At 65.5% G+C, this 17,274-nt stretch carries 18 protein-coding genes; 10 read left to right on the top strand and 8 right to left on the bottom strand.

The annotated features are described in order from the left end of the window. Positions 1–134 precede the first annotated feature (134 nt). Both VIL42_02740 and VIL42_02745 read left to right on the top strand, forming a co-directional pair. A complete protein-coding gene (locus tag VIL42_02740) occupies positions 135–2,399 on the top strand; it encodes an ATP-grasp domain-containing protein (protein ID HEY8591765.1) in 2,265 nt (754 codons plus the stop codon). Then, entirely contained in the window at positions 2,380–3,039 is a 660-nt protein-coding gene (locus VIL42_02745; protein HEY8591766.1) for a hypothetical protein, read from the top strand. Before VIL42_02740 ends, VIL42_02745 begins: the two co-directional genes overlap by 20 nt. On the opposite strand, the gene VIL42_02750 is transcribed toward VIL42_02745, so the two are convergent. The 4 genes from VIL42_02750 to VIL42_02765 are packed head-to-tail and all read right to left on the bottom strand — an operon-like array spanning position 3,036 to position 6,302. Then, entirely contained in the window at positions 3,036–3,494 is a 459-nt protein-coding gene (locus VIL42_02750; protein HEY8591767.1) for a GNAT family N-acetyltransferase, read from the bottom strand. The two genes, VIL42_02745 and VIL42_02750, sit on opposite strands and share 4 nt — an antisense overlap. After that, positions 3,491–4,294, bottom strand: coding sequence for an enoyl-ACP reductase FabI (fabI, locus tag VIL42_02755; GenBank protein HEY8591768.1), 804 nt, complete (start codon positions 4,292–4,294; stop codon positions 3,491–3,493). The genes VIL42_02750 and fabI overlap by 4 nt, the downstream gene beginning before the upstream one ends. After that, the gene (locus tag VIL42_02760) at positions 4,291–5,325 is read right to left on the bottom strand and encodes a YihY/virulence factor BrkB family protein (protein ID HEY8591769.1); all 1,035 of its coding nucleotides are present in this window, start codon (positions 5,323–5,325) and stop codon (positions 4,291–4,293) included. Before VIL42_02760 ends, fabI begins: the two co-directional genes overlap by 4 nt. An 11-nt stretch (positions 5,326–5,336) precedes the next feature. After that, the gene (locus tag VIL42_02765; GenBank protein ID HEY8591770.1) at positions 5,337–6,302 is read right to left on the bottom strand and encodes a J domain-containing protein; all 966 of its coding nucleotides are present in this window, start codon (positions 6,300–6,302) and stop codon (positions 5,337–5,339) included. Positions 6,303–6,382: 80 nt separating this feature from the next. Here VIL42_02765 and pdxH point away from each other — a divergent pair, with 80 nt between their 5' ends. Genes pdxH through VIL42_02780 form a run of 3 tightly spaced genes read left to right on the top strand, consistent with a single transcriptional unit; the run spans position 6,383 to position 8,666 of the window. Next, positions 6,383–6,961: a pyridoxamine 5'-phosphate oxidase gene (pdxH, locus tag VIL42_02770; GenBank protein HEY8591771.1), complete on the top strand. Its 579-nt coding sequence runs from the start codon at positions 6,383–6,385 to the stop codon at positions 6,959–6,961. Then, positions 6,958–7,890, top strand: coding sequence for a cation diffusion facilitator family transporter (locus tag VIL42_02775; GenBank protein ID HEY8591772.1), 933 nt, complete (start codon positions 6,958–6,960; stop codon positions 7,888–7,890). The genes pdxH and VIL42_02775 overlap by 4 nt, the downstream gene beginning before the upstream one ends. After that, positions 7,887–8,666: a PhzF family phenazine biosynthesis protein gene (locus tag VIL42_02780; protein HEY8591773.1), complete on the top strand. Its 780-nt coding sequence runs from the start codon at positions 7,887–7,889 to the stop codon at positions 8,664–8,666. Before VIL42_02775 ends, VIL42_02780 begins: the two co-directional genes overlap by 4 nt. Here VIL42_02780 and VIL42_02785 read toward each other — a convergent pair. Together VIL42_02785 and mnmA are read right to left on the bottom strand one after the other, a co-directional pair. Next, on the bottom strand, positions 8,663–9,127 hold the full coding sequence (locus VIL42_02785; protein HEY8591774.1) for an NUDIX domain-containing protein: 465 nt from the start codon (positions 9,125–9,127) through the stop codon (positions 8,663–8,665). The genes VIL42_02780 and VIL42_02785 overlap by 4 nt on opposite strands. Beyond that, positions 9,111–10,229 carry a tRNA 2-thiouridine(34) synthase MnmA gene (mnmA, locus tag VIL42_02790; GenBank protein ID HEY8591775.1) on the bottom strand — a complete coding sequence of 373 codons (1,119 nt, stop codon included), beginning with the start codon at positions 10,227–10,229 and terminating at the stop codon, positions 9,111–9,113. The genes VIL42_02785 and mnmA overlap by 17 nt, the downstream gene beginning before the upstream one ends. Positions 10,230–10,315: 86 nt before the next feature. On the opposite strand from mnmA, the gene VIL42_02795 reads away from it, so the two are divergent. The 3 genes from VIL42_02795 (at position 10,316) to VIL42_02805 (ending at position 11,338) form a co-directional block, all read left to right on the top strand. Continuing rightward, complete coding sequence (locus VIL42_02795; GenBank protein ID HEY8591776.1) at positions 10,316–10,540, top strand: hypothetical protein; 225 nt, start codon at positions 10,316–10,318, stop codon at positions 10,538–10,540. 88 nt (positions 10,541–10,628) lie between these two features. Next, positions 10,629–10,928 (top strand): DUF1153 domain-containing protein, encoded by a 300-nt coding sequence (locus VIL42_02800; protein ID HEY8591777.1) that lies wholly within the window; start codon positions 10,629–10,631, stop codon positions 10,926–10,928. A gap of 158 nt (positions 10,929–11,086) precedes the next feature. Next, entirely contained in the window at positions 11,087–11,338 is a 252-nt protein-coding gene (locus tag VIL42_02805) for a GlsB/YeaQ/YmgE family stress response membrane protein (GenBank protein HEY8591778.1), read from the top strand. Positions 11,339–11,403: 65 nt separating this feature from the next. On the opposite strand, the gene VIL42_02810 is transcribed toward VIL42_02805, so the two are convergent. Together VIL42_02810 and VIL42_02815 are read right to left on the bottom strand one after the other, a co-directional pair. Beyond that, positions 11,404–12,126 (bottom strand): SIMPL domain-containing protein, encoded by a 723-nt coding sequence (locus tag VIL42_02810; protein ID HEY8591779.1) that lies wholly within the window; start codon positions 12,124–12,126, stop codon positions 11,404–11,406. Between the two features lie 71 nt (positions 12,127–12,197). Next, positions 12,198–12,455, bottom strand: a complete 258-nt coding sequence (locus tag VIL42_02815) for a GlsB/YeaQ/YmgE family stress response membrane protein (protein HEY8591780.1) — start codon at positions 12,453–12,455, stop codon at positions 12,198–12,200. A 213-nt stretch (positions 12,456–12,668) separates the two neighbouring features. On the opposite strand from VIL42_02815, the gene VIL42_02820 reads away from it, so the two are divergent. Together VIL42_02820 and VIL42_02825 are read left to right on the top strand one after the other, a co-directional pair. After that, a complete protein-coding gene (locus tag VIL42_02820; GenBank protein ID HEY8591781.1) occupies positions 12,669–13,853 on the top strand; it encodes an efflux RND transporter periplasmic adaptor subunit in 1,185 nt (394 codons plus the stop codon). Positions 13,854–13,879: 26 nt separating this feature from the next. After that, a complete protein-coding gene (locus VIL42_02825; protein HEY8591782.1) occupies positions 13,880–17,272 on the top strand; it encodes an efflux RND transporter permease subunit in 3,393 nt (1,130 codons plus the stop codon). Positions 17,273–17,274: the final 2 nt, after the last annotated feature.

The following is a 17,274-nucleotide window of genomic DNA, read 5'->3' on the forward strand; positions in this document are numbered from 1 at the left end:
TAATCCCAATGATTTAACCTAGGTTAAGCACGTCAGTGCCGCCGGGGCGCGACACCTCCGCTTAACCACAGAAGTCCTTTTCCTGACAACAAATGGGTCGAAGCCTTGGCGCCGATCCCTCGGATCGGAGTGGCATGAAAGTATATGTGAGCGGGCTATATTCCGGCGGGAACCCCCAGCCGGGAGTGGGTATCGTCCGGTCCGTCCGGCAGGGCTTCCCGTTCGCGACAATCGTCGGCGTCGAATATTCGAACCGGGTCTCGGGCATCCATTGGGAGGATCTCGACGAGCTATGGATTCAGCGCCCGTGGAGCGAGCTCGATCTCGATGCGTACGGCGCGCAGGTCCGCGGCGTGCTCGACGAGGGTGGGCTTTGGATTTCCGGCAGCGACCTCGAAGCGATGTGGCTGGCCAGCATCTTCCCCGACGGACACCGCAACCTGCTTGCCCCGCCGAACGGCGCATTCAAGCGGATTACCAAACCCAGCGTGGAGGCCGCCGACAAGCTCCCGGTCGAGGTGCCGACCTTCATTTCGACCGACCTCCCAGATTGGGAGCTCCACGCCTTCTGCCGCGCCCACAATTGGCGCGTGTGGCTCAAGGGGCCTTATTATGACGCGGCGCGCACGCCGACCTGGGACAGGTTCATCGCGGCGCGCGACGCGCTGACCAAAGTCTGGTCGACCGATCGCCTGTTCCTCCAGGCGCACGTCAGCGGTTACGAAGAGTCGGTGATGCTCGCCGCTTACCAGGGCGAGCTGCTCGGCTGCGTCAGCATGCGCAAGCGCGACATCACGCCCGAAGGCAAAACCTGGGCCGGGGACGTCTCGCCTGTGGACCCGAAGTTCGAAGAACCGCTGCGCGAGATGGTGCGGGACCTGAACTGGACCGGCGGCGGCGAGCTCGAGATGGTCCGCGATGCGGCCGGCCAGCGCTGGCTGCTCGAGATGAACCCGCGCTTCCCCGCCTGGGTGCATGGCGCGACGATCGCGGGGCACAACCTGCCGGCGCTGCTGGTCCAGGCCGCCGCCGGCGTGAACGCGCGCAGGGCCAAGCCGCTCGCCAGCGAGTTCACCCGGGTGGTGCTCGAAGTGCCCGTGCGAGACGAATTCCCGCTGCCGGCGCTGCCAGAGCCCTTCGCGGGCGCCATTGGCCATTCGATGAAGCATCCGTCTGGTCTGACGTCGCTCGCGGAGCGACTGCACAAGGCAGACGCCGAACTGATCGGGATCGCGGAGGAGGAAGCGGTCGCCGACGGCATCCCTCAGGTGCCCGAGACCTTCCTGGACGACATCGCCGCCTACGACCTCGAGCGCCTGCAGACGCCGGAATTCCTCTACATGGGTTCGACTGCGGAACAGCTGTTCAGGCGTGCCGGCGAGCGGGCGCACCGGCTCAGCACCAATGAAGTGCAGGTGGTCAGCGGCTATTCGATCAAGACGAACCCCGACGAGCGGCTCATCGGCCTGGCGCTGGAAAACGGCTTCCTCGCCGAAGCGATCAGCCTGCTTGAGGTGCAAAAGGCGCTGAAGGTCGGCTTCCGCCCCGACCAGGTGATCCTCAACGGCCCCGGGAAATGGTGGCCGGAGGGGATGATGCCCAAGGAGCGGCTCCACGCCGTCTTCTGCGACAGCGTTGCGGACCTCGACCGCTGTGTCGACGCTCTTGCAACGGGCGAGATGGACTCGCGCCACGTCGGCATTCGCATCAGGACCCCTAATGTGGTGTCCCGCTTTGGCATCCCGCTCGACAGCCCGGGCACGTTCCGCGCGCTTGTGGAAGCTGTCGAGCGCCTCCCGGCGCACGTCGCGTTCGGCGTCCATTTCCACATGGCCAGCTCGAACATCGGCGTCGCGCAATGGTGGCACCTGTTCGAATCGATGCTCAAATGGTGCCGTGCGATCGAACAGCTCACGGGCAGGACGATCGAAATCCTCGACATGGGCGGCGGCTGGTTCCCCGACGATTGGCACTCGAGCGACGAAAGCAGGTTCGTTCGCGCTGTCGAACGCGTGAAAGCGGTGCTGCCGCGCGTCACGCAGATCGTGTCGGAGCCGGGCAAAGCCATGGCGCAGCCCTCGATGGCACTCGCCATGCGGATTTTAGAAATTCAGGAACACGAGGATGATTCGATCGAAGCGGTTGTCGACGGATCGATCGCGGAGCTGCCGATGTACGCTTTCCAGCCGCACCGGATCTTGCGGCAGTGCGGGGAATCCGGTGCGCTGCAGCCGCTCGGGCGCGGCAAGACGCATCTCATGGGCCGGCTCTGCATGGAGCATGACATCGTAGCCACCAACGTCGCTCTGCCCGAAGGCACGCGCGCCGGCGACGTTCTCATTTTCTGCGATGCCGGCGGCTACGACAGGAGCATGTCTTATGTATTTGGTAGAGGTTGAGTCCGCCGCGAAGGACCAGGCGGCGGAGGTCGTAGCCCCGGGCGCCCCGAGCGACCGTTGGGAGGAGTTCCCGTACAGCCGCTTGTCGCATCACGGTGATCGCTGCTGCGAAATGGCGCGTCAGTGGGTGGTCGCGATGGACTTCGCGCAGCTGAACGGCGCGTCGGTCGAAAGCGGCCCGCGCTGGTTGCGCGAGAAGTATAAGTGGGGCCCGTCGCCCTGGCCGATGCATTGGTGCGACGTCGTCGAGCGCGATACGATCGACTGCGGGGCGCACGCCGCGCTCGCACTCGAAGTGTTCGCCGCGCGCGGCCTGGCCGCGTTCCCCGCCCAGCTCGTGCAGAAGTACAGCAAGGAGGCGACGGACCAGTGGCGCGGCAGCTGGGAAGCCGAAGAGGTTTCCTGCCACTGGCTCGATGGCGAGCACATCTACCATGAGGCAACCGCGGTGCTGGTCGGCACCGGCGAGCTGAAGGTCTGGGACGGCAGCGCGGGCAGCTGGGTCAACCCGCGCCAGCGCGGCGGCTATGGCAGCGTCCTGTCGATTCGGGTGTTCGCCGACAGCCCGGAGGCGATCTCGAATGGGTTCCGCTGGGGTGAGCAGCGCATCGCCGCCAACCGCTGGCAGCAGATCGGCTAGGCGGCCCAGCGCTTCATCAGGAAATAGCGGGCACCGCCGAGCGGGTGGTCGGGAATCTGCCCGGCAATTGAATACCCGAGCCGCTCGTAAAAGCCTCGCGCCTGGAAGCTGAAGGTGTCTAGCCACGCGCCGATGCAGCCCCGCGCCCGCGACTCTTCCTCCGCGCGGCTTAGGAGGCGGGCGCCGAGGCCGTGCCGGCGATGTGCATCCGGCACGAACAGGAGCTCGATGGCCAGCCAGTCATAAAGCGTGTTGCCCCACAGGCCGCCCAGGCAGGCGCCGGCTTGGTCGCGGAGGGCGATGCAAAGCGGCCGAGCGACCGCCGGCGCCGCATTGTCCGAGTTGAATTCTATGAGGCCGCTGAGGATTGCTTGGCGAAGGTCTTGGCTCGGAGCGTCGACGATCTCGATCGTGCCGCTCCAGTAAGGCGTGGTGGGCGGTGCTCCAGCGGTCACACGGTTGCGATGTCGGGCGCGTCTTCGGCTTTCATGCCGACGACATTGTAGCCGGCGTCGACGTGGTGGATCTCGCCCGTGACTCCGCTGGCGAGATCGCTCAGCAGGTAGAGCCCGGCACCGCCGACATCCTCGATCGTGACATTGCGGCGGAGCGGTGAGTTAAACTCGTTCCACTTCATGATGTAGCGGAAGTCGCCGATGCCGCTCGCCGCCAGAGTTTTGATCGGGCCGGCAGAGATCGCGTTGACGCGGATGTTCTCGGGGCCGAGGTCCATGGCCAGATATTTGACGCTCGCCTCCAGGCCCGCCTTGGCGACGCCCATCACATTGTAGTGCGGGATCACCTTTTCGGCGCCGTAGTAGGTCAGCGTCAGGATCGAGCCGCCGTCGGCCATCAGCTTGCGTGCGCGCTGCGCGACCGCGACGAAGCTGTAGACCGAGATGTTCATGCTCATCAGGAAATTGTCCATCGACGTGTCGACGAACTTCCCGCGCAGCTCATTCTTGTCGGAAAAGCCGATTGCATGGACGACGAAGTCGAGCCTGCCCCAACGGTCGCGGATTTCGTCGAACGCCTTGTCGAGCGCGTCCATGCTGCTGACGTCGCAATCGATCAGGAAATCGGAGCCAAGCTCCGAAGCGAGCGGCCGCACCCGCTTTTCCAGCGCTTCGCCCTGGTAGGAGAATGCGAGTTCGGCACCCTGGCCGGCGAGCGCCCGCGCAATACCCCAGGCGAGCGATCGGTCGTTCGCCAGGCCCATGATCAGCCCACGCTTGCCTTCCATCAACTGGCTCAAAGTTGCGGTCCCTCTCTTTGCGGCTCGGCCTGCACATCTTCACCCGGCTGCGGCTCTTCGACCTCGAGCTGGTCGCTGTACGGGCCGGTGTAGATTTCGCCCTTTAGCGCCGTGGCGCCGCTTTCGGCTAGCGCCGCGTTCAACTCCGCGCCGATGACGACGCCCAGCCCGACGATGAAGAAGAACAGCAAGGCGATCATCACGCCCGCGAGGCTGCCATAGGTCAGGCTGTAGCCGCCGACGAGACCGATCGCGGCCGGCAGCAGCTCGACGGTTCCGATCCACCACAAGGTCACGAACAGCGCGCCTGGCCATTTCCGGCATCCGCGCCTGCGGTAGCGCTTCGGGGTGAGCGCCAGAAACAGCACGTAGAAGGTGAAGAAGAGCGTCAGCGCCGGGACCAGCCGGTAAAGTCCCAGGCTGTGGCCGACGTCCTGTGCGAGCGGGAATTTGACGATGATCACATGATGGATCGAGCTGAGCGCCAGGCTTGCCGCGAAAGCGATCATCAACAGCACGACCGCGGCGAGGATGATCAGCATCGACGCAAGCCGATATTCCCAGAAGGGAGCCGAGAATTTGACGCCGAACGCGCGCCGCAGGATGTCGCGGATGGTTTCGATGAAGCTCGCCGCCGTCCAGAGTCCGACCAGCGCACCGAACCACAGGAGCGGACCGGTGCGCGCGTCGAGCACTTCGGTGATTGGTTCGCGGAGTGTCTCGGCGACGCCCCGCGGCAGGCGCATGAGGATGTTGGCGACGGTCAGCTGCGCGTCCTGGCTTTGACCAAACAGGTGGGCGATCGCCGCCGCGAGGATGAAGAAGGGGAAAAGCGCTAGGATCGACAGATAAGCGAGATTCCCCGCGTGGATGAACCCGTCGTTGTAGACGCCGATCGAGACCCGCTTCACCACTTCCCACGCCGTGAGCCGCGGCTTGAGCTTCTCCTCGACTTCCGCGCCGAACGCCGCGCGAACGCTGGCGAGCCTTTTGCGCCTGGCTTCAGGAGATTGGGGAGACGGACCTGTCATCAGCGGAAGGGCTAAACCCCAAGCGATGCTCGCGGGTTGCCGCCGCCGTTCCAGTTCTCGGCAAAACGCTGAAGCTCGGCGTCGTCGGCCGGCAGCTCAATTTCGAGGCTAACCAACTGGTCGCCGCGCTTGCCATCCTTGGCCGTGAAGCCGCGGCCTTTAAGGCGGAGGACCTTGCCGGAACTGGTGCCTTTGGGAACGGTCAGCATCACCGGACCTTCGGGCGTCGGCACCTTCACCTTGGCGCCGAGCACGGCTTCCTTGAGAGTCACGGGCAAGTTCAGGCGAATGTTGGTTCCGTCGCGGGTGAAGAAGCGGTGAGGCGCAATTTCGATCGTGACGATTGCGTCGCCGCGTCCGCCGGGCCCGTCCTGCCCTTTGCCCGACAGCCGGATCTTGGTGCCGTCCTCCAGCCCCTGCGGAAGCTTCAGGTCGATCGTCTTGCCGTCGCCGAGCGTGATCCGCTGCGGCTTGAGGGCCACGGCATCCTCGAACGGCACGCGCAGGCGATAAGCGATGTCGGCGCCCTTTTGCGGCGGCTGCGCGCGCTGCCGGAACCCGCTGAACGGTCCGCCGCGGCTTCGTCCACCAGCGCCGCCGCCGCCGCCGAACAGGCCCTCGAAGAGGTCACTGAGGTCTGCGGTCTCGGCACCGCCGAAGTTGAAATTCTCGAACCCTTCAGGCGCCGCCCCGGGCCGCTGTCCGCCACCCGGGGAATAGCCGCCGAAGCCGCCGCCGAACGGCATCTTGGGATTGCCGTCCTCGTCGATTTCGCCCCGATCGTAGCGCGCGCGTTTATCCTTGTCGGACAGCAGGTCGTAGGCGGCGGTCACTTCGCCAAACCGCTTGGCGGCGTCGGGATTATCTTTGTTGCGGTCGGGGTGAAGCTGCTTGGCGAGGTTCCGGTAAGCCTTCTTGATCTCCGCCTCGCTGGCGCCGCGCTTCAGCCCCAAACGCTGGTAGAGGTCTAGTGCCATGCTGCTCCCATGCCGTAAGCTTTCCCTGCTGACCAGATGGGTTGCGGCACCGAGCGCTCCAAGCCTAAGCGGCGGTCGACATGGCTACCGACCCTTTCCAGCTGTTCGACGAGTGGTTCGCGGAAGCGCGCACAAGCGAGCCGAACGACCCAGAAGCCATGGCTTTCGCGACCGCCGACGAACGCGGCCGCCCCTCGGTGCGAATGGTCCTCCTCCGCCACGTCGGCGCCGACGGCTTCGGCTTTTTCACCAACCTCGACAGCCGCAAGGGGCGCGAGCTCGACGCCAACCCCTACGGTGCGCTCGCGCTCCACTGGAAATCCCTACGCCGGCAGGTGCGCGCGGAAGGCCCGGTGCGCCAGGTCTCAGACGAAGAAGCCGACGCATATTTCGCGTCGCGCAGCCGGGATTCGCGCATCGGCTCGTGGGCCTCGGACCAGTCCCGCCCGCTCGACAGCCGCGACACGTTCGAGCGGCGCATCTCCGAAGTCCAGCAGCGTTTCGAAGGCGCCGACGTGCCGCGGCCGCCGCGCTGGTCGGGCTTCCTGCTGATGCCGGAGAAGATCGAGTTCTGGAGCGACCGCGCGCATCGCCTGCATGAGCGCCGGCTGTTCACCCGCCATGGCGACGGCTGGTCGGAAGGCTTGCTCTACCCGTGACCGCGCTCACTGCCGAACAACGGTCGCGGCTGACGACGCGCGCAGCGCTGGCGTCGAGCGCGCTTGCGATCACCCTCATTGCGCTCAAGGCCTATGCCGCGCTCAAGACCTCGTCCATGGCGATGCTGGGTTCGCTCGCCGACAGCAGCCTCGACCTGGTCGCGAGCCTGATCGTTCTCTTCGCCGTCCGGATCGCCGCGGCGCCGGCGGACCGGGAGCATCGCTTCGGCCACGGCAAGGCCGAAGCGCTCGCCGCCCTCGTCCAGGTGATCATCATCACCATGTCGGCGGTCTTCATCGGCTATCGAGCGGTCCAGCGGCTGCTGAGCGGCGCCGAGACTGCCCAGGCCGAACTCGGCATCGGCGTTTCGCTGATCGCCATCGTGCTCACGGCCGCGCTGATCACCTACCAGCGCCACGTCGTTCGCCAGACCGGATCGGTCGCGATCGGCACCGACCGGCTGCATTATTCGTCCGATCTGCTGCTCAACGGCTCGGTCATCATTGCCCTAGCGCTCGAGCAATATGCCGGGCTGACCGGGGCCGATGCGGTGTTCGGCGTTCTGATCGCCGGCTGGCTGCTGTGGGGCGCATGGCGTGCATCGACGGACGCGCTTCACCAGCTGATGGACCGCGAATGGCCCGACGAGCTCCGCGACCAGTTCCTCGCCGCTACCAAGGAATATCCGGAGCTCGCCGGGCTCCACGATTTCCGCACACGGAGCAGCGGCACTCATAATTTCGCGCAATTCCACGTCTGGGTCCCTGGCCATTGGACGGTCCAGGAAGCGCACGATCGCCTGGACGCCGCCGAAGAGGCCCTTCAGGCGCGCTTCCCCGGCACCGAAATCCTCATTCACGTTGACCCCGAGGGGCAGACCGACCGCGAGACGATGCTGCCGTCGGAGATCACGGAGCGCCCGCTTTGACCACCTTGCCCTTCTTCCAAGTCGACGCCTTCGCCGAGACGCCGCTGACCGGCAATCCAGCGGCGGTCCTGCCGCTCGACCGCTGGCTTGACGACGCGCTGATGCAGGCCATCGCCGCCGAGAATAACCTCAGCGAGACCGCGTTCACGGTGCCGAGCGAAGGCGGTGACGCGGACTACGACCTTCGCTGGTTCACCCCGACGACCGAGGTCGACCTTTGCGGCCACGCGACCATGGCGACGGGCCATGTCCTCATCACCGGCGAGCGCGTCCGCTTCTCGACCCGCTCAGGCGTGCTCGCCGTCAGCCGCGCGGGCGACCTGCTCCAGCTCGACTTGCCGGCTTACGAAGTGCGGTCTGGCCGCTTGCCGGGCGTCCAGGAGGCGCTCGGCACCAGTGGCGAGCTGTTCCTCAGCGAAGGCGGCAACAACAGCGCGATCATCTTACTCGAAGACGAAGCTGCGGTTCGCGCGGTCAGCCCCGACTTCACGGCGCTGCGACAGTTCGACCGGCTGGTCATCGTCACTGCCCCCGGCGACGAGCATGCCGTCGCCAGCCGGGTCTTCGCCGCCTATCACGGCATCGACGAGGACCCGGTCACCGGCTCTGCCCATGCATCGCTGGTGCCCTTCTGGGCCCAGCGGCTCGGCCGGGACGATTTCACCGCGCTGCAGGCGAGCAAGCGGACCGGGCTTCTCCATTGCCGTGTGCACGGCGACCAGGTCCTGCTCGGCGGCCGCTGCCACACGGTGATCGCAGGCCAGTTCCAGCTTTAGCGGTTCAGCTTCTGCTCCAGCGCGTCGAGCAGCGGCAGCTGGCTGGGCAACATCATGGTCCGCGCTTCGTCGATGCTCATCCAGCGGGCTTCCGAGACCTCGGGGAAACGCTGGCGGCGGCCGCTCTTGGGTGGCCACTCCATCTCATAGTCGTTCGACCGCACGGCGGCAGCGTCCAGCTCGCCCTCGATGGCGAATGCCTCGACCTGCTTGCCGCCAGCCTGGCGGATACGCGCAAGTGGGATCGGCTCGGCGGTGAGCTTGGTGCCGGTTTCCTCTTCGAATTCCCGCAGGGCGGCTTCGGCGGAGCTTTCCCCCTCCTCCAGCCCGCCTTTCGGGATCATCCACGCGCCGGCGTCCTTGTTGCGCCAGAAGGGGCCGCCAGGCTTGATCAGCAAGACTTCGGTCCCGCTTCCGCGCGACCGGAACAGAAGCACGCCGGCGCTACGCGGCGACGGCATTCACCGCGCCCTCGCCGACCGGGTTCGTCTCGGCAATCCACCCGCCGCCGAGCAATCTCGTGCCTTCATAAGCCACCGCCGCCTGGCCCGGGGCCACGCCAAATTCCGGCTGGGCGAAGCGGATCCAGTCGCCGTCCCGCTCCGCTTCTACTGCCGGTGCAAGCGAGCGCACTTTCACGCTGACATCGCGCTGATCCTCGGCGATCCAGTTCCAATCGGCGACCCGCATCGTGCCGACCGCAAGCGCAAGGCGGGGGCCGACGACAATCCGCGCCTGATCCGGATCGATCCTGACGACGTACAGCGGCTCCTTCTGCCCGCCGATCTCGATCCCGCGGCGCTGGCCGACGGTGAAGTGAATGACCCCGCGGTGCTGGCCAAGGATTCGCCCCTCGATGTCCACGATCTCGCCGGGCGCCGAGGTCTCCGGGCGGAGGCGCTTCACTAGGCCCGCATAATCGCCGTCGGGCACGAAGCAGATGTCCTGGCTGTCAGGCTTGGCGGCGACCTCGAGCTCGAGCTCGGCCGCGATCTTGCGCACTTCGTCCTTCGGAAGGTCGCCGAGCGGGAAGCGGACGAAGTCGAGCTGCTCGCGCGTCGTGCCGTACAGGAAATAGCTTTGATCGCGGCGCGGGTCGGCGCCCTTGTGCAGCTCGACGCGGCCGTCGTTGACCACCCGCCGCACATAATGGCCGGTCGCGAGGCAGTCGGCGCCGAGTTCCCGGGCAAAAGCGACGAGGTCGACGAACTTCACGCCCTGGTTGCAGCTTGCGCAGGGCACCGGGGTGCGGCCCTGCGCATATTCATCGGCGAAGCGGTCGATCACGCCTTCGCGGAAGCGGCTTTCATAATCGAGAACGTAATGAGCGATGCCGAGCCGGTCGGCGACCTGCTTGGCGTCGTAGATGTCCTGCCCTGCGCAACAGGCCCCGGATCGGCGGACGGCTTCACCATGGTCGTAGAGCTGGAGCGTGACGCCGATCACTTCCGCGCCCGTCCGCGCGGCAAGCGCGGCCGTGACGGAGCTGTCGACGCCGCCGGACATGGCAACGACGATACGGGCGCCGTCCGCTGGACGGGCGAGCTGAAAATCGATCCGCATTGGAGTGTCTCTTTCGCGGGTCTTTACCCGAATTTCACTCATCACGCCTAGAGCGAAGGCAGGACTGACGAACAGGGAAGCAAGGGTTGGCGCGTCACGAACGGGATTTCGAAGCTGGCGCGGAAGCGCCGCTGAGCCTCGAAGAGCTGCTTGCGCTGCTCGGCTCCGGCGGCACCACCGACCAGCGCTCTCGAGAGGACGCCATCGCTTGCTATTTGTCGGGCAGCGACGGGTGGCGTGATGCTGTGAAAATGATCGGCGGCGCGTTCGCCGGTGAAGGGACAGGGTTAAAGGAACGTAAGGCTGATTAACCGTCAGGTTAACCACCGCGTTTCAGAAAGTTTTCAATCGGGCCCGGTTAAACCCGGCTCACGGCAATGATTAAGCAGGTGTGACGGAATGCTCGAGAACCAGAAGATTCGTCCGGCCCAGGTGATCGGTCCGCTCGGCGAGCCGCTGACGCTCGATTCGCTGCCGCCTGCGTCGACCACGCGCTGGGTCGTTCGCCGCAAGGCCGAGGTCGTCGCCGCTGTCGCCGGCGGGCTCCTGAGCGTCGACGAAGCGTGCAAGCGTTATTCGCTAAGTCTCGAGGAATTCACCAGCTGGCAGCGTGCTGTCGACCGTAGCGGAATGCCGGGACTTCGAGTCACGCGAATCAAGCAATATCGCGACCAGTACGAGCGGCAGCAGCGCTATTGAGGCTCGTTACGGCGGAGCATCCTTCCTGCTTTCCTGCCGATAATTACGTCTAGTTCTGGACAGACCCTTCCGATTCCGGAACAATCACCGCGCATCACGCGTCTGTGGTGACGGAACGCCGGTGCGGCAGCACGCGGCGAATAACGGAGGGAACGCTCATGGGAATCATCATTTGGCTGATCGTCGGCGGTATCTGCGGCTGGCTGGCCAGCATGATCATGCGGACCGACGCCCAGCAGGGCATCATTCTCAACATCGTCGTCGGCATCGTCGGCGCCGTCATTGCGGGGCTTCTGTTCGGCCAGAACATCAACTCCGGAATCACCATCGAGAGCTTTCTTTACTCTCTGATCGGTGCCGTCATCCTGCTTGCGATCGTCAACCTGATCCGCAGGGGTTCGGTGCGCTAAAGCGCTCGATCCACTAAAAGCATCGAAGGCCGCGCGGGGAGATCCGCGCGGCCTTTTTCATTCATTCACTGCAGCTCGAACGTCATTGCCAGATTGACCTCGAGCCGCTGCTCGCCCGCATCAATCTTGCTGTCGGCAGCCTCGCCGCGCGCCTGGGCCATCACCGCCATCGGACGCGGCGGCACCGGATAGCTGCCGCCACTTTCGCTGACCGCGACCACACGCACGACCCGCAGTCCCATTGATCGCGCGTAAAGCTCGGCACGTGCGCGGCCGGCGGCCACTGCGCGGGAGCGGGCTTCGTCGAGCGCCGCCTCGGGCTTGTCGATCGTCAGTGTCGGCCCGTTGATCTGGTTCGCGCCCTCGGCGACCAGCGCGTCGATGACTTTCCCAGCATTGGCGATGTTGCGGAACCGCACGTTCACTGTGTTGGACGCGGTATAGCCGGTCAGCCGCGGCGGCTGGTTGTTATCGTAGCGATATTCCGGGTTGAGGCTGATGTTGCTGGTCTGGATGTCGCGGTCCTCGATCCCGGCCGCCTTCAGCGCCGAGCGGACACGCGCCATCTTCGTCGATGCCTGCTGCAGCGCCGCACCGGCGGTCGCAGCACGCGTCACCACCCCGGCGCTGACGACCGCAATGTCCGGAACGCGAGTCACTTCTCCAGTCGCGGTGACATCGAGCCGAGTGCCGGCGATTGCCTGGGTGATCGTCGCCTGCTGAGCGGTTGCCGGCGTGGCGACGCCTGCCGCAAGCGCCAGCGCCGCGGCAATGACTGCCTTGTTCATCCTTGATACCTCGCTGTTCATTACAGGGGCGAGTCTTGGCCTCGCGCCATGGCTCTTCCCTGAACGGCCGCTCAGCGGCGCCGGGCCACCAAGCGATAGATGAAGAGCAGGATGAACGCGCCGATGATCGCCGCGATGAAACCCGCGCCCTCACCCGTGTCGTACCAGCCAATTGCCTTTCCGAGCCAGCCGGCGACCAGCGCACCGGCGATCCCGAGCAGAACGGTGATGATGCAGCCCCCCGGGTCCTTCCCCGGCATCAACAGCTTGGCGATCGCTCCGGCGAGGCCGCCGATCACGATCCACCCGATGATGCCATAACTTTCCATGTTGCTTCCCCTTTTTTGCTCTGAACCAGTGTCCAACCACGCTCGGTTGCCTTATGGCAACGCGCGCTCGTCCAACTTGTGCCGCCTTTGGTCGAAAAGGCCTAGCGCCAGCATATCGGCGCGCGTCTGTTGCTTCGGGTGAGTTATTAGTCTAATACAGCACGTGAAAGCGCGCAGGGAATAGCGTCCGTGAGGGCCAGCAGGCAGGGCAATATGAATATCGAATCGTCGATCCATTCTTCGGACAATCTCGTTGTCATCGATCGTTCGCGGTCACGGCGGCGGATGGTCATCATCGCGGCAATTGCCGCCGTGGTGCTTGCGGTGGTCGCCCTTGCGATCTTCATGGGCCGCGGTGCCGACGAAAAAGGCGCTGGCGCTGCCGGAGCTCGCGGTGGGGCAGGCCAGGCGCCAGCGGTCAGCGTGATGGTGCCGGGCCGCAGCCAGGTCGGCCGTGCCGTTACCGCGAGCGGTCCGCTCGCGGCGCGCCGCGACCAGCCTGTCGGCATTGCCGGCCAGGGCGGCCGCGTCGTGCGCGTGCTTGTCGACGCCGGCAGCTGGGTTCGCGCGGGACAGGTGCTTGCAGTCGTCGACCGCTCGGTCCAGGCGCAGCAGGCAGCGCAGCTTGCGGCCCAAGTCGACGCGGCGCGCGCTCAGGCCGGCCTTGCCCAAGCGAACTACGAACGTGCGGTCGCCCTCCAGGGGCGCGGCTTCATCTCGAAGGCGGAAATCGATGCCAAGCGCTCGGCACGCGATGCCGCCAACGCGCAGGTCCGTGTCGCCCAGGCTCAGCTCGGCGCGACGCGGGCGCAGATCGGCCAGCTCAATGTGACGGCGCCCGCTTCCGGGCTCGTGCTCGAGCGCAACGTAGAGCTCGGCCAGATCGTCTCCCCGGGTTCGGGCGCGCTGTTCCGTCTTGCCGAAGGCGGCGCGATGGAGATGCGGGCCCAGATCGCCCAGCAGGACCTCGCCAACGTTCACGTCGGCATGCCCGTGCAGGTGACCCCGATCGGCTCGGACCGTAGCTATTCGGGCTCGGTATGGCAGGTTGCGCCCGTGATCGACCCGCAGTCGCGCTTGGGTGAGGTGCGGATTTCGGTGCCTTACGATTCGACCATGCGTCCGGGGGGCTTCGCCGAAGCGCGGATCACCGCCGGCACCACGACCGCGCCGCTCCTTCCGCAAAGCGCGGTGCTCAGCGACGCCAAGGGCAATTATGTCTATGTCGTCAACGGCAAGAACCAGGTCGAACGCCGCGATATCAAGGTGGGCACCGTCAACGACGAAGGCGTGACCATCGCGTCGGGTCTTTCCGGCCAGGAAGCGGTGGTCGTCTCGGCCGGACCGTTCCTCAACCCGGGCCAGAAGGTAAACCCCAAGCGCCAGGCCGCCCGCTGATCTCCTTCTCTGGAAGCTGAACCGATATGAATTTCCGCAACATCTCCGCCTGGTGCATCCGCAACCCGGTTCCGCCGATCGTGCTGTTCGTGGCGCTGCTGCTCGCCGGCATCGTCTCGTTCATGCGGATGGACGTGACGGGCAATCCGGACATCGACTTCCCGGCGGCGGTTGTAGTCGTGTCGCAGCCCGGCGCCGCCCCGGCGGAGATGGAAAACCAGATCACCCAGCGGGTCGAATCGGCGATCCGCGGCGTCGACGGCGTCGATGAGATCAACAGCAGCGTTCGCGAAGGCAATAGTGAGACGTTCGTCCAGTTCCGGATCGGCACGCCGACCGACCGGGCAGTGACCGACGTGCGGGATGCGGTGGCGCAGATCCGCAGCGACCTTCCCGACGGCATCCTTGAGCCGCAGGTTCAGCGGGCGAACATCGGCGGCTCCGAAATCATGTTCGCGGCCGCTGAAACGACCGACATGACGCTGGAGCAGCTCAGCTGGTACATCGACGACACGGTGGCTCGCCGCCTGCTCGCGGTGGCCGGTGTCGCTGCCGTCACACGCGAAGGCGGCGTCGATCGCCAGATCCGCGTAATCCTCAACCCGGCCGCGCTTCAGGCACAGGGCATCACCGCCGCGCAGGTCAATCAGCAGCTTCGCCAGACGAACCTCAACGCGCCGGGCGGCCGCGCCGAAATCGCCGGTTCCGAACAATCGGTGCGCGTGCTCGGCAATGCTCAAAGTGCCTACGATCTGTCGCAGACCCAGATCTCGGTCGCCGGCGGCCGCGTCGTTCGTCTGGCCGACCTCGGCCAGGTGCAGGACAGCTATGGTGAGACCCGCTCCGCGGCGATCCTCGGCGACCGCCAGGTCGTCAGCTTCAACGTGCAGCGCGCGAAGGGCGAATCCGACCTCGTCGTCTATGACGCCGTCTGGAAAGAACTGAAGAAGATCCAGGAAGGCGACGACCGGATCAAGTTCACCGAGATCGACAACAATGTCGATTACATGAAGGCGCAGTACGATTCGTCGATGCATGCGCTGATCGAAGGCGCGGTGCTGGCCGTCCTCGTCGTGCTCCTGTTCCTCCGCGACATCCGCGCGACGGTGATCTCGGCCGTCGCCATCCCGCTCTCGGCCATTCCCGCATTCTGGTTCATGGACCTGATGTCCATCAACCTGAACTTTCTGTCGCTGCTCGCGCTTGCGCTGGTGGCCGGCGTGCTCGTCGACGACGCGATCGTGGAAATCGAGAACATCGTCAGGCACATGCGCATGGGCAAGAGCGCCTACCAGGCGTCGATCGACGCCGCGGACGAGATCGGCCTCGCCGTGCTTGCGACGACCATGTCGATCGTGGCGGTGTTCCTGCCCGTCGCTTTGATGCCCGGCATCTCGGGCCAGTTCTTCAAGAACTTCGGCTACACGGTTGTGGTCGCGGTGCTGATGAGCTTGCTGGTCGCGCGAATGATCACGCCATTGATGGCCGCCTACCTGCTCAAGTCGCATGGTGAGCAGGAGCATGCGTCCGGCAAGTGGATGATGCGCTATCTGGCGGTGCTGAAATGGACGCTCTCGACCGGCAAGGTCCGGGGCCTTCTGGATGCAATCCCGAACCGCCCGGGCCTGCGCCGCTATTATCTCGTCGAGGCGGGCTTTGCCGTCGCCCTCGTCGCCCTGTTCGTGGTGGTCATGAGCGCCCTCAAGGCGGGCCTGACGACGGCCGGCCTGCCTGGCCTCGCCGTCCTGTTGCTCGCGATCATTCTTGCCGCGGTTGTGGTCTTCTTCGCCGGCAAGCTGCTCAACGGCATACTGGCAAACCGCGACGGCGACTTCACGCAATGGCACACGACGTTCGTTGCCCGGATGAAGGCGCGGTTGCGCGACCACCGCCTGGTCATGGTCGGCGCCGGCTTCGGCATCCTCGCACTTACCGGCGTGCTCTTCAGCACCCTGTCGATGACCTTCGAACCGCAGCAGGACGTCGACAGCAGCCGCGTGCGGATCGGCATGGCTCCGGGCACCACTCTCGCGCAGACCCGCGAGGTCGCGCAGCGCGCGTCGGAGATCATCAAGCAGAACCCGAACGTGAAGGGCGTCTTCCAGCGCGTCTTCACGTCGACCGGCTACCTCCAGGTCATGTACAATGATGACCGCGAGAAGCCGAGCTATGAGATCGAGCGGGACATCTCGCCGAAGCTGGCGCAGATCGCCGACGCCCAGGTCAACTTCCTCAGCCAGAACGGCGGCGGCCCGGGCGGCGTGAGCCGCGACATCATGATCTTCCTGGGCAGCTCGGACCCGGTGAAGCTCAACAAGTTCGCCAATGATCTGGCCGAACAGATGGGCACGCTTCCCGAGCTCGTCGCGCCGCGCGTCCAGGGTGACAACGTTCGGCCGGAAATCGTTATCAAGCCGCGCTTCGACCTTGCCGCCGACCTCGGCGTCACGACCGCGGCGCTGTCCCAGACGATCCGCATCGCAACCATCGGCGATATCGCCCAGAACAGCGCGAAATTCTCGCTGTCGGACCGCCAGGTCCCGATCGCCGTCAGCCTGTCGGAGAACAGCCGCCGCGATCTTGCGACGCTCGAGAACCTGCCGGTGCCGACCACTGGCGGCGGATCGGTACCGCTGAAGGCGGTTGCCGACATCGGCTTCGGATCAGGCCCGGTCACCGTGCAGCGCACCAATCAGGTCCGCCGCATCGCGGTGGGCGCCGACCTCGCCCCAGGCCTCGTTACTGGCGACGCCTACAAGAAGATCGATCAGCTGCCGGCGATGAAAAACATGCCCGATGGCGTGTCGCGCCTGAACCTCGGTTCGCAAAAGTGGCAGGGGGAGCTGATCCAGAACTTCATCGTCGCGGTGATCGCCGGCGTGCTTCTGGTGTTCGCGGTGCTGGTGCTGCTCTATCGCCGCTTCCTGGCGCCGCTGGTCAACATGGGCTCGCTGCTGCTGGCGCCATTCGGTGCGGCAATCGCACTGCATGTGGTCGGCCAGCCGGTCTCGCTGCCGGTGTTCATCGGTCTTCTCATGCTGCTGGGCATCGTCGCCAAGAACTCGATCCTTCTGGTCGATTTCGCGGTCGAGATGATGAACCACGGCATGGACAAGGATGAAGCGATCTACGAGGCCGGTCACAAGCGCGCCCAGCCGATCGTCATGACCACCGTGGCGATGGTCGCCGGCATGCTTCCGACTGCATTGTCGCTGTCGGGTGACGGCAGCTGGCGCGCGCCGATGGGCGTGACCGTGATCGGCGGCCTGATCTTCTCGACCATCCTGACGCTGCTGCTTGTTCCCGCTTACTTCTCGATCGCCATCGACATCGAAAGCTGGCTCGGGCGGGGCGCGAGGAAGCTCATCATCACTGAAGACACCCCGCTGGCTGGCGCTCATCCGGTTCCTGCGGAGTAAGC

Source organism: Sphingomicrobium sp., assembly GCA_036563485.1.
In the GTDB taxonomy this organism is placed as follows: Bacteria; Pseudomonadota; Alphaproteobacteria; order Sphingomonadales; family Sphingomonadaceae; genus Sphingomicrobium.

What these genes read in the sequence shown, in the direction of transcription:
- mnmA (HEY8591775.1), bottom strand. Translation starts at nt 10,229, where the DNA reads ATGCGGATCGATTTTCAGCTCGCCCGTCCAGCGGACGGCGCCCGTATC.
- pdxH (HEY8591771.1), top strand. Translation starts at nt 6,383, where the DNA reads ATGGCTACCGACCCTTTCCAGCTGTTCGACGAGTGGTTCGCGGAAGCG.
- VIL42_02760 (HEY8591769.1), bottom strand. Translation starts at nt 5,325, where the DNA reads ATGACAGGTCCGTCTCCCCAATCTCCTGAAGCCAGGCGCAAAAGGCTC.
- VIL42_02740 (HEY8591765.1), top strand. Translation starts at nt 135, where the DNA reads ATGAAAGTATATGTGAGCGGGCTATATTCCGGCGGGAACCCCCAGCCG.
- VIL42_02785 (HEY8591774.1), bottom strand. Translation starts at nt 9,127, where the DNA reads ATGCCGTCGCCGCGTAGCGCCGGCGTGCTTCTGTTCCGGTCGCGCGGA.
- VIL42_02745 (HEY8591766.1), top strand. Translation starts at nt 2,380, where the DNA reads ATGTATTTGGTAGAGGTTGAGTCCGCCGCGAAGGACCAGGCGGCGGAG.
- VIL42_02810 (HEY8591779.1), bottom strand. Translation starts at nt 12,126, where the DNA reads ATGAACAAGGCAGTCATTGCCGCGGCGCTGGCGCTTGCGGCAGGCGTC.
- VIL42_02825 (HEY8591782.1), top strand. Translation starts at nt 13,880, where the DNA reads ATGAATTTCCGCAACATCTCCGCCTGGTGCATCCGCAACCCGGTTCCG.
- VIL42_02820 (HEY8591781.1), top strand. Translation starts at nt 12,669, where the DNA reads ATGAATATCGAATCGTCGATCCATTCTTCGGACAATCTCGTTGTCATC.
- VIL42_02800 (HEY8591777.1), top strand. Translation starts at nt 10,629, where the DNA reads ATGCTCGAGAACCAGAAGATTCGTCCGGCCCAGGTGATCGGTCCGCTC.
- VIL42_02765 (HEY8591770.1), bottom strand. Translation starts at nt 6,302, where the DNA reads ATGGCACTAGACCTCTACCAGCGTTTGGGGCTGAAGCGCGGCGCCAGC.
- VIL42_02805 (HEY8591778.1), top strand. Translation starts at nt 11,087, where the DNA reads ATGGGAATCATCATTTGGCTGATCGTCGGCGGTATCTGCGGCTGGCTG.
- VIL42_02815 (HEY8591780.1), bottom strand. Translation starts at nt 12,455, where the DNA reads ATGGAAAGTTATGGCATCATCGGGTGGATCGTGATCGGCGGCCTCGCC.